This is a genomic window from Ottowia sp. VDI28, from assembly GCF_049532675.1.
Taxonomy (GTDB): domain Bacteria; phylum Pseudomonadota; class Gammaproteobacteria; order Burkholderiales; family Burkholderiaceae_C; genus Ottowia.
The window spans coordinates 1,467,392-1,481,310 of sequence record NZ_CP149820.1 but is presented as its reverse complement, the minus strand read 5'-3'; the positions used below and the strand labels follow the sequence as shown (position 1 = coordinate 1,481,310).

The 13,919-nt window shown below is 64.1% G+C and carries 13 protein-coding genes; 1 reads left to right on the top strand and 12 read right to left on the bottom strand.

Going from position 1 to position 13,919, the window contains the following annotated elements; translation table 11 throughout:
• Positions 1–185: 185 nt before the first annotated feature.
• From hisB to WJU18_RS06880, 9 genes are all read right to left on the bottom strand, one after another.
• On the bottom strand, positions 186–782 hold the full coding sequence (hisB, locus tag WJU18_RS06920; RefSeq protein ID WP_423459373.1) for an imidazoleglycerol-phosphate dehydratase HisB: 597 nt from the start codon (positions 780–782) through the stop codon (positions 186–188).
• A complete protein-coding gene (hisC, locus tag WJU18_RS06915) occupies positions 779–1,894 on the bottom strand; it encodes a histidinol-phosphate transaminase (protein WP_423459372.1) in 1,116 nt (371 codons plus the stop codon). The genes hisB and hisC overlap by 4 nt, the downstream gene beginning before the upstream one ends.
• An 11-nt stretch (positions 1,895–1,905) precedes the next feature.
• Positions 1,906–3,276 carry a histidinol dehydrogenase gene (hisD, locus tag WJU18_RS06910; RefSeq protein ID WP_423459371.1) on the bottom strand — a complete coding sequence of 457 codons (1,371 nt, stop codon included), beginning with the start codon at positions 3,274–3,276 and terminating at the stop codon, positions 1,906–1,908.
• A 41-nt stretch (positions 3,277–3,317) separates the two neighbouring features.
• Positions 3,318–3,971 carry an ATP phosphoribosyltransferase gene (gene hisG / locus WJU18_RS06905; protein WP_423459370.1) on the bottom strand — a complete coding sequence of 218 codons (654 nt, stop codon included), beginning with the start codon at positions 3,969–3,971 and terminating at the stop codon, positions 3,318–3,320.
• A complete protein-coding gene (gene murA / locus WJU18_RS06900) occupies positions 3,971–5,275 on the bottom strand; it encodes a UDP-N-acetylglucosamine 1-carboxyvinyltransferase (protein ID WP_423459369.1) in 1,305 nt (434 codons plus the stop codon). The genes hisG and murA overlap by 1 nt, the downstream gene beginning before the upstream one ends.
• 7 nt (positions 5,276–5,282) lie before the next feature.
• Entirely contained in the window at positions 5,283–5,522 is a 240-nt protein-coding gene (locus WJU18_RS06895; protein ID WP_423459368.1) for a BolA family protein, read from the bottom strand.
• Positions 5,523–5,566: 44 nt separating this feature from the next.
• Complete coding sequence (locus WJU18_RS06890) at positions 5,567–6,307, bottom strand: ABC transporter permease (RefSeq protein ID WP_423460954.1); 741 nt, start codon at positions 6,305–6,307, stop codon at positions 5,567–5,569.
• Between the two features lie 89 nt (positions 6,308–6,396).
• Positions 6,397–7,359 (bottom strand): ABC transporter ATP-binding protein, encoded by a 963-nt coding sequence (locus WJU18_RS06885; protein ID WP_423459367.1) that lies wholly within the window; start codon positions 7,357–7,359, stop codon positions 6,397–6,399.
• Between the two features lie 135 nt (positions 7,360–7,494).
• Complete coding sequence (locus WJU18_RS06880) at positions 7,495–7,971, bottom strand: hypothetical protein (RefSeq protein ID WP_423459366.1); 477 nt, start codon at positions 7,969–7,971, stop codon at positions 7,495–7,497.
• A 180-nt stretch (positions 7,972–8,151) separates the two neighbouring features.
• On the opposite strand from WJU18_RS06880, the gene WJU18_RS06875 reads away from it, so the two are divergent.
• Positions 8,152–9,279 (top strand): helix-turn-helix transcriptional regulator, encoded by a 1,128-nt coding sequence (locus WJU18_RS06875; protein WP_423459365.1) that lies wholly within the window; start codon positions 8,152–8,154, stop codon positions 9,277–9,279.
• 12 nt (positions 9,280–9,291) lie between these two features.
• On the opposite strand, the gene WJU18_RS06870 is transcribed toward WJU18_RS06875, so the two are convergent.
• The 3 genes from WJU18_RS06870 to WJU18_RS06860 all read right to left on the bottom strand — a co-directional run bounded on the left by WJU18_RS06870 (position 9,292) and on the right by WJU18_RS06860 (position 13,919).
• Entirely contained in the window at positions 9,292–9,735 is a 444-nt protein-coding gene (locus WJU18_RS06870) for a hypothetical protein (protein ID WP_423459364.1), read from the bottom strand.
• A 92-nt stretch (positions 9,736–9,827) separates the two neighbouring features.
• The gene (locus tag WJU18_RS06865; RefSeq protein WP_423459363.1) at positions 9,828–11,933 is read right to left on the bottom strand and encodes a hypothetical protein; all 2,106 of its coding nucleotides are present in this window, start codon (positions 11,931–11,933) and stop codon (positions 9,828–9,830) included.
• A gap of 120 nt (positions 11,934–12,053) precedes the next feature.
• A complete protein-coding gene (locus WJU18_RS06860) occupies positions 12,054–13,919 on the bottom strand; it encodes a serine hydrolase domain-containing protein (protein ID WP_423459362.1) in 1,866 nt (621 codons plus the stop codon).

The window sequence follows — 13,919 nt, the reverse complement described above, 5'->3', positions numbered from 1 at the left end:
GAGTCAAGACCGAAGACCGCGGAGCAGGTCATGCCAGTGCCACCACGGAGCGGGCTTGGCCCGGCCGTTAGTGGCGTCCCCCTAGGGGGATGGCGCGAAGCGCCTCAGGGGGGAACCCATTCCTGGCTTGGCCCGGCCGTTAGTGGCGTCCCCTTGGGGGGATGGCGCGAAGCGCCTCAGGGGGGTCACAACACGCCTTTGGTGGAGGGGATTTGACCCGCGGCGCGTGGATCAGGAGTGATCGCCATGCGCAGCGCCCTGCCGAAGGCCTTGAAGATGGTTTCGGCTTGGTGATGCGCGTTGACGCCCTTGAGGTTGTCGATATGCAGGGTCACGAAGGCGTGGTTGACGAAGCCTTGGAAGAATTCGTGCAGCAATTGAGTATCGAACGCGCCGATCATGCCGCTGGTGAAGCGCACATCGGTCACCAGCCCGGGCCGGCCGGAGAAATCGATCACCACGCGCGAGAGGGCTTCATCGAGCGGGACATAGCTGTGCCCGTAGCGGGTGAGGCCCTTCTTGTCGCCCACGGCTTCCTTGACGGCCTGGCCGATGGCGATACCGACGTCTTCCACGGTGTGGTGGCCGTCGATGTGCAGATCGCCATGGCATTGCACGTCGAGATCGACCATGCCATGGCGGGCGATCTGGTCGAGCATGTGGTCGAAAAACCCGATGCCAGTGGCCAGGTTGGACTGGCCGCTGCCATCCAGGTTGATGCGGACTTTGATTTTGGTCTCGGCGGTGTCGCGCGAGACTTCGGCGGTGCGTGGGATAGTCATAGGGAGGCTTGAAGCGCGGCCAGCATCTGTGCGTTCTCGCTTTCGGTACCCACCGTCAGACGCAGGCAGTTGGCCAGCAATGGATGCATTGTAGAAACGTTCTTCACCAGCACCTTGCGCGACTTCATGCCAGCGAAGGTTTTCGCGGCGTCCGGCACACGTACCAGGAGCATATTGGCCTCGCTGGGGTAAGCCTGCACGCCGGGCATCGCATTCAGCGCAGCGATGAGTTTCTCGCGCTGGGCACGGATATCGGCAGCCTGAGCAGCGAACACGCCGGCGTGCTCAAGGGCAAACAGCGCGCATTCGGCATTCAGCACACTCACGTTGTAAGGCGGACGCAACTTGTCCACCTGATCGACGATGCGCGAAGGCCCCATCAGGTAGCCGATGCGCACCCCTGCCAGGCCGAATTTGCTGAGCGTGCGCATGACCAGGACATGGTCATGCCGCCCAGGCGCGGCGCGAACGGAATCGATCCAGCTGCGAGCCGCAAAAGGTTGATAGGCCTCGTCCATCACGACCAGGCCGCCCTGGGCGCCTTGTGCGTCGATCAGGCGGCCGATGGCGCCCTGATCCCACAGGGTGCCGGTGGGGTTGTTCGGATAGGCCAGATACAGGATGGCGGGACGGTGCTGCTCGATCGCGGCAAGCATGGCCGCTTCGTCCAGCTCGAAATCAGCCTGAAGCGGAACACCATGAAAAGCCAGCCCCTGGAATTGGGCGCTCATGCCGTACATCACGAAGCCCGGCAGCGGGGCTACCACGGCATCCGCCCGGCTTGCTCCGGGCATGTCGCAGGCCATGGCCAGCAGGCTGATGAGCTCGTCCGAGCCGTTGCCCAGCATCAGCGACCACCCCTGCGGCAGGCCGGCGTACTGCGCCAGGGCACGCTTGAGGTCGTCCACCCGCTCGCCAGGGTAACGGTTCACAGCCACCTCACCCAGCCGCCGGCCCAGCTCGGCGCGCAGTTCAGCGGGCAAGCGGTGCGAGTTTTCCATCGCGTCCATCTTCAGCATGCCGGCTGAATCCTGCACGGCATAGGCGTGCATGCCTTGAACGTCCTGGCGGATACGGGAAAGCGGGTCGGGACGGAGTATCTCGGTGTTCATTTGTTGGGCGATCAGTCCTTCAACCGCATTTCAGCGGCTCGCGCGTGGGCCTGCAAGCCCTCCCCATGCGCCAGCACGCTGGCGATGCGGCCAAGCGCCTGGGCGCCCTGCTCGCTCACCTCGATCAGGCTGCTCCGCTTCTGGAAGTCGTAGACCGACAAGGGGGAAGAGAAACGCGCGGTGCCGCTGGTGGGCAGCACGTGGTTGGGGCCGGCGCAATAGTCGCCCAGGGACTCACTGGTGTAAGTCCCCAGGAAAATGGCGCCGGCGTGCTTGAGCAGCGGTTCCCAGCGATGCGGCTCGCTGCTGCTGATTTCCAGGTGCTCAGGCGCGATGCGGTTGCTGATGGCGCAAGCTTCTTCCATGGACCGCGTGTGGATCAGCGCGCCTCGGCCGGACAGGCTCTTGGCGATAATCTCAGCGCGGGGCATGCCCGGTAGCAGGCGGTCGATTTCACGCTGCACAGCGTCGATGTAGGCGGCATCAGGGCAGAGCAGGATGCTTTGGGCCAGTTCGTCGTGCTCGGCCTGGCTGAACAGGTCCATGGCCACCCAGTCAGGCCGCGTGCTGCCGTCGGCCAGCACGAGGATTTCGCTGGGGCCGGCGATCATGTCGATGCCCACCTGGCCGAAGACATGCTTCTTGGCGCTGGCCACGTAGGCGTTGCCGGGGCCGGTGATCTTGTCCACACGCGGCACGGTGGCAGTGCCGTAGGCCAGTGCGGCCACGGCCTGCGCGCCGCCGATGGTGAATGCACGGGTCACGCCGGCCACGTGGGCGGCCGCCAACACCAGCGGGTTGCGCTCGCCTTTCGTGGCGGTCGCGGCGCCTTCGCTTCCGCCTGTGGCGACACTACCCCGCACCGGAGTCGGCACCACCATGATGATTTCACTCACGCCTGCCACGTGCGCTGGCACGGCGTTCATGATCAGGCTGCTGGGATAGGCCGCCTTGCCGCCCGGCACATAGATGCCGACTCGATCCAGCGGGGTGATCTTCTGGCCCAGCAGTGTGCCGTCCGCATCTCGGTAGGTCGCGGTTTCGCCACCTTGCTTCTTCTGCCAGACATGGTAGCTGCGCACGCGCTCGGCGGCCTCTGTCAGGGCTTGCTGCTGGCTGGCGGGGAGGCTGTCGAACGCCGCCTTGAAATCAGCGGCGTTCAGCTCCAGACCGGCCATGCTGGCGGCCTGCAAGCCATCGAAGCGGGCGGTGTACTCCAACACTGCCGCATCGCCGCGGGTGCGCACGTCGGCCAGGATGTCCTTCACACGCTGCTCGATGGCCGAATCCTGTTCGGCGCTCCAATGCAGGCGCTCGGCGAATTTCTGCTCGAAATCGGCGCTGGCGGTAGACAGGCGGGCGGGAAGTGCTACGGGATTCATAGTCTTGGGCGGTATGTGGGGCCAGATCGGGGTTGGATCACCTACGGGCTGGTGGCAGGCGCTTCCACAACAGATGCGAAGGCATCGATGATGCGGCGGACGCGCTCGGTCTTGAGCTTGAGCGCGGCCTGGTTCACCACCAGGCGCGAGCTGATGTCCATGATGTGCTCGACTTCCACCAGATTATTGGCCTTGAGGGTTTTGCCGGTACTGACCAAATCGACGATGGCATCGGCCATGCCGGTGAGCGGGGCCAGCTCCATGCTGCCGTAAAGCTTGATCAGATCGACGTGCACCCCCTTGTCGGCAAAGAAATTGCGCGCGATGGCGGTGTACTTGGTGGCCACCGTGATCCGGCTGCCTTGGCGCACGGCATGGGCGTAGTCGAAGCCGACCGGAGCGGCTACCGCCATGTGGCACTTGGCGATCTGCAGATCCAGCGGCTGGTACAGGCCGGCGCCGCCGTGCTCGATCAGCACATCCTTGCCGGTTACGCCAATGTCGGCGCCGCCGTACTCCACATAGGTGGGCACATCGGTGGCCCGGACCAGCACCACGCGCACGTCCTGCTGGTTGGTGGGGAGGATGAGTTTGCGGGATTTCTCGGGGTCTTCGAGCACCTCGATGCCGGCCGCGGCCAGCAAGGGAAGGGTTTCATCGAAGATGCGGCCCTTGGACAAGGCAAGCGTGATCATTATTTGAGCCTCTCGATATCGGCGCCAATGCCGCGCAGCTTCTCTTCCATCTGATCGTAGCCGCGGTCGAGGTGGTAGATGCGGTCGACCAGCGTTTCGCCTTCGGCCACGAGGCCGGCGATCACCAGGCTGGCCGAGGCGCGCAGATCGGTCGCCATGACCGTGGCGCCCGACAGTTGCTGCACGCCATCGATCATGGCGGTGCGGCCGTCCACGTGAATGGCCGCGCCCAGGCGCACCATTTCATTGACGTGCATGAAGCGGTTTTCGAAGATGGTCTCCGTGACCATGCTGGAGCCGGATGCCACGCAATTGAGCGCCATGAACTGCGCCTGCATGTCGGTAGGGAAACCGGGGTATTCGCTGGTACGAAAGCTCTGCGCCTTCAGCGCCCGTCCGCCCAGGCCGCGAATGCGGATGGCGTGGGCCTTGGCACCGTCTTCGCTGCCGGGACCACCGAGAGCTTCCACCTCGGCGCCGGCATCGCGCAGTTTCTCGATCACGGCATCCAGGTGGTGGGCGCAGGCATGCCGGAGCGTGACCTCGCCGCCTGTGGCCGCCACCGCACACAGGAAGGTGCCGGCTTCAATGCGATCGGCCACCACCTCGTGCGTGCAGCCATGCAGCCGGGAAACGCCTTCGATGCGGATACGGCTGGTGCCGTGGCCTTCGATGCGGGCGCCCATCTTGATGAGCATCTCCGCCAGATCGGTGATCTCGGGCTCCTGAGCGGCGTTCTCGAGTACGGTCTCGCCTTCGGCCAGCGTGGCAGCCATGAGGAAGTTCTCGGTGCCGGTCACGGTGACCATGTCGGTGGTGATGCGCGCACCTTTCAACCGTGTGCGGCCGGCAGGCAGGCTGGCCAGCATGTAACCATGCTCGACTTCGATTTCTGCCCCCATGGCCTGCAAGCCCTTGATGTGCTGATCCACCGGGCGTGAACCGATGGCGCAACCGCCAGGCAGCGAGACCTTCGCGCGGCCGAAACGCGCCAGCAGGGGACCCAGCGCCAGCACAGAGGCGCGCATGGTCTTGACCAGCTCGTAGGGCGCCTCGGGCAGGAGGGAATCCGGCGCCTGGAAACTCATGCCGCCGCGCTCACCGTGGGTTTCGGTGACGCAGCCCATGTTGTCCAGCAGCTTGCGCATGGTGCGCACATCCTGCAGGCGCGGCACATTGAGAAGCATGACGGGCTCGCTGGTCAGCAAGGCCGCGCACATCTCGGGCAAAGCTGCGTTCTTGGCGCCGGAGATGAGGACCTCTCCCTTGAGGGGGCGTCCTCCGCGGATCAGGAGTTTGTCCATGTGAGGTTCAGTTTTGCTTGGCCCACTCGGCGGGGGTGTAGGTTTTCATCGAGAGCGCGTGCACTTCGTCGGTTTTCATGCGCTCGCCCAGGGTAGCGTACACGCGCTGGTGGCGCGCAATGGGACGCATGCCCTCGAAGGCGGGCGACACAATGGTGGCAAACCAATGGCGGCCATCGCCTTCGACATTGATATGTTCGCACGGCAAACCGGCGGCGATGAGGGATTGGAGTTGTTCCGCAGTCATGTTCTTACTTGAAAAGCGCCAGGGACCAGGCCACAGGATCTGCGTCAGCCTCTTAGCTTGTAGCCGATCCTGAGCAGGTGAAGCGTCAGCAGCGATACTGCCAGGCAGCTTCCGCCCGCCACCCCCAGGCTGAGCCAGGGGGAGACGTCGCTCACGCCGAAGAAGCCATAGCGGAAGCCGTCGATCATGTAGAAAAACGGGTTGAAATGGCTGAGTTTCTGCCAGATACCCGGCAAGGAGTGGATGGAGTAGAACACGCCTGCCAGGAAGGTCATCGGCATGACGATGAAGTTCTGGAACACCGCCATCTGGTCGAATTTGTCGGCCCACAGGCCGGCCAGCAGCCCGAGCACGCCCATCAGCATGGCGCCCAGCAAGCCGAATACCAGGATCCATACCGGTGCGGCGGCTTGCGCCGGCGCATAGAACAGGGTGATCAGGTACACGCCCAGGCCGACCAGCAGGCTGCGCGCGATGGCGGCCCCGGTGTAGGCGACGAACCAGTGCCATGCGCCCAGGGGCGTGAGGAGCACGAACACGAGATTGCCCATGATCTTGCTCTGCACCAGGCTGGAGGCGCTGTTGGCAAAGGCGTTCTGCAGCATGCTCATCATGACCAGGCCGGGCACGAGGAAGGCCACGTAGGTGACCCCCGGGTAGACCTGCACCCGGTCGCTCAGCACATGGCCGAAGATCAGCAGGTACAGCACCGCCGTGAGCACCGGCGCGGCGATGGTCTGGAAAGCCACGCGCCAGAAGCGCAGCACTTCCTTCTTGAGCAGCATCTTCCAGCCGTCGTTGGGCGCCGGCACGGCCTGCAGATGGCTCGAGGCCGCCGAGGCTGGAGAGGATTTCAGTGCAACGGTTGCTTCGGTCATACAGTGGCCACCTCCGCGAGGCCGGCTTCGGTGGCGCCGGTGCCTGAGGGGCGGTTCATCAGTTCGATGAACACATCTTCCAGGTCGGCCTTGCGGATTTCGACGTCTTCGGCTTTGACACCGGCCTGGCGCAGCATGCTCAGGTGGCGTTCGATTTCTTCCGGCCCGTTGGCGGGCAGTTCGACAATCCGCCCCGTGACGCGCGCCAATGGGGCGAGTGCCTCCGGCAGCGCATTGTCCGTCTTGAAGTGCAGGATGTTGGCCGAAGCGTTGTCGAGCAGGGTGCTGGTTTTCTCCAGGGCAATCACCTTGCCTCTCTTGAGCATGGCGATGCGCGAGCAGAGCGCTTCGGCTTCTTCCAGGTAGTGCGTGGTCAGCAGCACGGTGTGGCCGCGCCGGTTGAGCTGGGCCACGAATTGCCACAGCGTCTGGCGCAGTTCCACATCCACCCCGGCGGTGGGTTCGTCGAGCACGATGACCGGCGGCTTGTGCACCAGGGCCTGGGCCACCAGCACGCGGCGCTTCATGCCGCCCGAGAGCTGGCGCATGTTGGCCTTGGCCTTGTCGGCCAGGCCAAGGCCTTCGAGCAGCTCGTCGATCCAGGCGTCGTTGCGGTGCAGGCCAAAGTAGCCGGACTGGAACACCAGCGCCTCGCGGACGGTGAAGAACGGGTCGAACACCAATTCCTGCGGCACGATGCCCAGGTGGCGGCGCGCCTGCACGTAGTCTTGGCGGACGTCGAAACCGTGCACCTTGATGCTGCCGCTGCTGGCCTGGGCAAGGCCCGCCAGGATGGAGATCAAGGTGGTTTTTCCGGCCCCATTGGGGCCGAGCAGGCCGAAGAATTCGCCCTCTTCGATATCGAAGCTGACGTTGTCGAGGGCTTTGAGAGGGGTGGTACCGGGTCGACCGGAGGCCCCGTAGACCTTGGAGACCGATTGGATGGAGATGGCGGACATAGGCTGAACCCTCAATTTTACGTGTTTGGGGTTCAGCGCGTGGCCCGCGGCCTTATTGGCCTGAGCGGTCCGGCGGCTATTCACTGGATTCCGGTTTCCGCCGGAATGAAGGGGAAGGTCGGCTATGCCTGCAAGCTATCTGGCGGTCTTTTGGCGGGCACGCATCAGTTCCAGGTTCGCGCGCTGGGCCGGAGTGAACTTCTGCTGCCCCGCCTTCGCACCCGGGGCTTTTTCCACAGCCAGGGCCATGCCCGCATGGAACAAGGCCAGGGTGGCGGTGGCGTACTCCAGGCTGGTGAGACCATGACGCGCCAGTACGGCGCGCACGCGCGGATCGGCGTCGATCTTGCGGGCAATGTCTTCCACGCTTTCGTCATCGCTGTCGTCGTCATCGTCCTCCGCTTTCTTGGCGCCCGGTTTGTTCGGCAGCTTGTTGACCTCGGCGGTGGCTGCGTCCATGCGGTCCAGCAACGCGGGAGTCAGGCGGAAAGTAGCAGGATCTGCGGCGGCCCAGGCGTTGGCCAGCCCGGCGCACAAAGCCACAGCGACGGTGAAAACGCGGAGTGTGGAGATGGAACAGCGGACAAGCTGGCTGCGGGGTGGCGCAGTCATGAATTCAGGCATGGCGAATATGGAGAAATGGGACATGGGCGCGCAGGCTACCAGCCATTGAGCGGGCGCGCCCTACCCCTCGGGATAGGGTGTTGCCCACAGTCCGCAGGGCATTGACGGGCCACGCGGCGGCTTCTAGATTTCCTGATTTCCTGGCTGATTTCGTCATTCATCCTGGCCATGCTTTCGCTCAAATCCACCCGACAAGCCCTTGCCCGCCTGCATCACATGGCCAGCCTGGACACAGGGGGCGTGCAGCTCATCGAGCCGCTGCTGCAGGAGCTGCGGCGGGTCGTGAACTTCGATTTCGGCGGCCTGCTGTATCCGGGGGACGACGGCGAGCTTTCGGCCTACGCGGAAGGCCCCTTGCGGACGGTGGTGACTGACAGTTTCGATCCGCGCATCCTGCGCAGCGAACACGAAGTGCTGGTGCGCAGCTCGCATGACTTTGCCGGCGCGGTGCGGTATGAGCACGGACCCAAGCTGCTGCGGGAGCTGGTCGCGGTTCCCAAAACCGAATTCCATCGCAGCGATTTCTACAACGTGGTGGCCCGGCCCGGCGATGCGATGGAGTACATGAAGCTGGTGTTGCGAACCCCGCAGGGCGCAGGCGTGGGCGCCATCTTCCTCTTCCGCGAGGCGGCATCTCCCTGGTTCACGGCCGATGACGTGGCAGTGCTGGCGCGGTTGGAAAGCCATCTGGCCCGCGCCCTTCAGAACGGCGAGCAGGATGCCGCGGGTAGCGAAGTGCATAGCCAGGGCGTGCTGATCACAACGCCCGAGGGACGGCCATTATGGATCTCGCCCGAGGCCGAGACGCTGATGCCCCTGGCGTTTGGTTGGCGCTGGCGAGCTGGCTCGGAGTTGCCCCCCGCCCTGCAGGAAATGCTGCGGCGCTTGAACACGCCAGCGAGCCGGACGGATCTGGCCACGATGGAACCGCCCGCCATGGAGCTGCGCACCGCGCAAGGCTGGTTCTCGCTGCGCGCCACGTGCATGGCCGCGGCCATCGGCACACGGAAGGCGGCCGCGCTTCACATTACCCAGCGCGTGACAAGGGGAGTGAGGCTGCTGTCGGCGTTACGGGCGCTGGATTTACCGCAACGCCAGCATGAGACGGCCTGGTGGCTCATGCGGGGCCTCTCCGAACCGCAGATCGCCCAGCGCATGGGGATCAGCATCAACACCGCCGTGTACCACCGACGGCAACTCTACAACCGGCTGGGCGTCATGGAGAGAGGCGAGCTGATGCAAGCGCTGACGAGGCAGGCCCCCGCTTTGCCCAGGATCAAGCGCCCGGCCCAATAGCCTGCAATGGCGCTATCGCGACCCGCACCTTGTCCTGAATCCAGAAGCACACGCAGAGGTTGCACCAGGCGCCATCTCGGTGTCAGGCTCTTCTTCGATGCCGTATTGACGAAGGAATTCGGCACTGTCTTTTTTCATTTGCTCCCGCATTCTTTCGTCTGCCTTGCGCATCAGCGCATTGCGCGCGCCCTGCCCCGCGTGCATGAGCACCATACCGGCGACGCCGCTGCGGTCAAAAGAGGCGGCGATGCCAGCCGCGCCCTGGATCGCGCCAAGCGTGGCCGCCTCCGTCATGAGCTCCTGCTCCATCTGCCGCGTTTCATTTGAAAACTCCCTGCCTTCTGAACCCGATGCCTCGGCTACAAAGCGAGGGGTACTCTGGCAGGCAGCCAGCACGCTAGTAGCGGAGACCGCGAGGATCAGACGGGCCAGAATATGTGCAGCATGATTCTTCATGGTGGACTCCATGGAAAAATGTTCTTCTTCGGACACTAGGTACATTGGGCGGAAGGCCAGCCAGGAGCCTGGGCGCCGAGCTGCCCACGCGCCTACAGGCCCACATCAGGCCGCCATGGCGGAGATGCTTTCAAGCCAGCGGTCTTGACGGTCTGTTGAGTCCGGTTGACGCCGTCCTGCGTCACGATAGTGCGGTCATAGGGCGCCACGGAGCCGTCGGGTGCCAGCGGGAAGGCCGTGCCAAACAGCAGCGGCGCGCCCGCACTGCTGCCGCCGGCGGTAAACCCGAGGCCATTCAGCTCGTACAGGAGCCGGCCAAAGTCGCGGAACTCTCCATCGGTGTATTGACGGTAATAGTCTCCCAGCGTTGCCACGGGCGATATTTCGAGCTCGTTGGCCGGTGCGTTCACGCGGCTCACGATAGTCATGGCACCCGGCCCTGCCGTGGGCAGCTCCTGGCTTCCGACGAATTTCAGAGTGCCCTGGCCCTGCTGAGAGGTCGTGTAATTGCCACCATAGACGTTGCGCTTGATGGATCCGCTCACCACGTAACTGGCCTGGCTATCGGAAGCCGCGATCAGAAGCGAGGTATTCTGCTCCACAGGGCCATCCACCAGTTCGCGAATAGCATAGGCATCTCCGCGCAGATGCAGATCCACGAGCAATTGCCTGGTGTGCTTACCCGTGGCGTTCTCCATGACCAGTTCTTCCTGGAGGTACTCGATCTGCCCGCGCCATGAAGTGAGCGGCCGCACATTGCTCGTGCGCTTGCGGGCAGTGACCACTACGTCGCCATGCGAGCCTGGCGGATCATTGGGCGCCGTGGGCAGCATCAGCTCGATCCGGTCGGCGTTCCAGTTCGCCACGGGCAGATTCTGGCCGCCCACGCTGACGGTACCAGCCTCCGTGCCGAAGCCGCCGTGGATGATGAGCCTGTCTTTCCAGTCGACCTCCAGCTTCGTGATCACCGGGTTGGTGAGATCGAAGCCGCCCGGACCAAAACGCTTGATGGGAGCTGGCTGCGAGCCGGGCTCTCCGCTCGCGGGATTCACCAGCAGGCCCTTGGCGCCCAGATAGGCCCAGACGTCCTCGAAGTCGAACGCGCGGTTCGCGGGAGCGATGGGATCGTTCGCGTTGGCGCCAGTCATGCGGTCAAACAGCGCGTCCACGGTGCGATAGCCGGCCGCAGTGGCGTTTCCTTGCCAGGCGATGATCTCGGCGGCGCCCACATTGCTCAAGGCCGCACGGAAGACCGCGGCATGCGGCAGGCCGCCCTCACACAACATAAGAATGACCAGCGAATGGGGCGCCAACTGGATATATTTCGAGATGAAGAAGCTGGTGACCGCGTACTTGGGGCGATGCTTGCCTTCGACGATCTCGGCCCAGTAGCTGCGGTCGCGGTGATAAATGAGGCGGCGGTTGTCCAGGTCGTCCTCGTAGGCTTTGTCGAGTTCGCCGCTGATGAAAGTGTCCGTGGTGATCGAGTAATCCTGATAGGCGTCCCGGCCACTTTCGGTGCCAAAGATCGCCCCATGGGTATTCAGATAAAGCAGCCCTGGTTGGCCGATGTTCTTGAGCGCGTCCACGGTGAGTGCGTGCTGAGCGGGTACGGCCCAGCCGCGCTTCTCGAGCGCCGCCTTGGCCTTGGCCAGGGTGGCATCGCCCTCGGGGGAAAAGGAGGCCGGGTCCTTCATCATCTTGAGCAGCACCGCCTGGTCGCTGCCAGGCACCTGCTTGCCAGCGCCGGCCTTGGAAAGCAATGCGGCGATGTCGCCCTCGCGTGGCCCGGCCGCTGGCGCGAACGACGGTGCCACACCCTTGTTGCGCCAGTTGTCCGTGAACAGAAAGTAGCGGCCGTCCGTGAAGCGCGCCCACAAGCTGCCCGCGCCAATACCCACCTCGTCGAACTGGGGCTGCTGGCGCACCCAAGCTTGCAGGGCTTCGAAAGGCGCCGCCGTATTGGCGGCCATGAGCTGTTCGTACTTCTCGGCGATGCGGTAAGTGGCCTCGGAGCGCTGGTCCACGGTGAAGCCGCCGCTTCCGCCGCCACCATCGCCACTTCCGCCGCCGCTCCCACCTCCATCGCCGCCGCCCGGCGCGTTGCCTTCACCGCCGCATGCGGCGACGGTGGCGCCCAATCCCAGGGTCAAGGCTCGCCCCAGCAGTTGGCGTCTCGTGGTGTCTGATGGTTTCATGATCGCGTCTGTTTCCAAGTTGGTGGATTCAAGAACGCGAAAGTTATCTATTCACGAGACGCTGCGCCCCACCTCATGGGGGTAGGGTGGCGGAGTCCGGTGAAGCCGGTCAGCAGTTCCTCATACAGGCGCCAGAATGAGGCTGGCGGTCAGCAGCACGTCCGCGCCGTTCACCTTGGTCAGCACGATCTCGTTCAGATCGCGCCCATGATTGACCGGCACCTTCACCGACGGGCCGCCGCGATCGTCGGCAAGCGGTGTGAGCAACTGATACCCCATGTCGCCGCCGCCAAAGAGGATGTACCCCGGCAGCTCCGGCAAACTGTCGATGGTGACCGTCGGGTCATCTGTCACCGTCCAGACGACGGACTCCGGAGACTCATTAGTCGCCACCCATCTCGATTTCATCCGCGCCTGCCATGCGGCGGAAAGCGCCGGCAAAGGCGCCAATTGCTGTCCCAGCGGCAGCGTGATGCGCTCCAAACCGGCACCTGGGGTCACACGCTCGATGAGGTAGCGGTGTATCTGGCCACCTTCGTCGGTATCTGCGGCTTCGGCGAAGCGGAAACTCGGCATGGCGCCGTTGTCACTCCACCACCAGCCATCGCTCCGGTATTGGAATTTGACGTCGGCAATGAGCGGCGCCCATGCCTGGCCATTCCACTCATTGAGCGTGAGGCTGCTGTCCGCACCGACGACCACCTGTATGGGCGCCTTGTAGTTGCCGTAGATGCCTGCGGCCTCCGACACGTCAGGAGGCGTTGCCAATGACGGCGCCGTATTGACGATCGCGGCCGGCGCCGCGCCGATGCTGCCGTCTTCCTGAAGCGCGCGGATGAGAATGCCCTCGGCAATGGCGAGTGCCTTGCTGCCATAGGCGGAATTGCCCGTCAGCAACAGGCCCATCTCGGCATCGGGCAGCACAAAGAATTCGCTGGAGAAAAAGGCGGTGCCGCCGTTCTTTTCCCAGGCGAGCACATTCGCTTTCGCAAGCCCTGGCTGCTGAACACTGTCCCAGCCCAGCCCCCAGTGCCATTCAGGCGAAGGGTTGATCGTCAGGCCCTTCGTTTGGTCCACCGCCATGGCCGCTATACCGGCGGCGGACACCACTCGCACGCCCTGGAAGACGCCGCCGCCAAGGAACATCCTGGCGAGATTCATCATGTCCGAAGGGGTAGAACTCAATCCCCCGGTGGCAAAGGCATTGACGAATTCCAGCGGGTACTGCTTGCCGCGATATTGAGGATGGGCGAATTCGCCAGCAGGCTGCGGACTACGCAGGAAGCCGGAATCCATCATGTTCAAGGGCTTGAGGATGTTCTGCTCGACGAAATCCGGGTATTCCAGCCCCGTGACGGCCAGCACCACCCGCTCGAACATGGTGAAGCCATCATTGCAGTACACGGCCAACTGTCCCGGCGAGTGCTTGAGGTGCGCATTCGCCAACTCGTTCTCGGTGGCGGCGGCATAGCCGGGGATGGGCGTGAAGCTGAACAGATTGGGGTTGTTCGTTCCCGGCAAGCCGGAAGCGTGCGAGAGCAGGTGCCGCGACGTGATGCTCGCGTAGGCAGGCGAGAGCATCTTGAACTCGGGAAGATAGTGGACGATCGGCGTATCGAGGTCGATCAGGCCCCTGTCCTGGAGGATCACCCCGGCCAAACCCGCCAGCACTTTGGAGACGGAGCCTATATTGAAGCGGGTGCGGACCGTCGCGGGGATGTTGTCAGGCACGGACGCTTTTCCGAAGGCCTGCTGCCACACGATGCTGTCCCGCTTGAGCAGCGCCACCGATATGGCGGCGGCATCGGATTGCTCGCTCATGATCTGCGCGATGGCGCGCTGCCCCCAATCGATGGTCTTGGTATAGGACGGGGTGGAATCGCCGGAACCGCCGCAGCCCGGCAGGCTGGTAGCCAACAGGCCCGCGCCGGCGGCGCCCAGAAATTGCCGGCGGCTGGCGATGGCCAGCCCGATGCGTGAACTCAT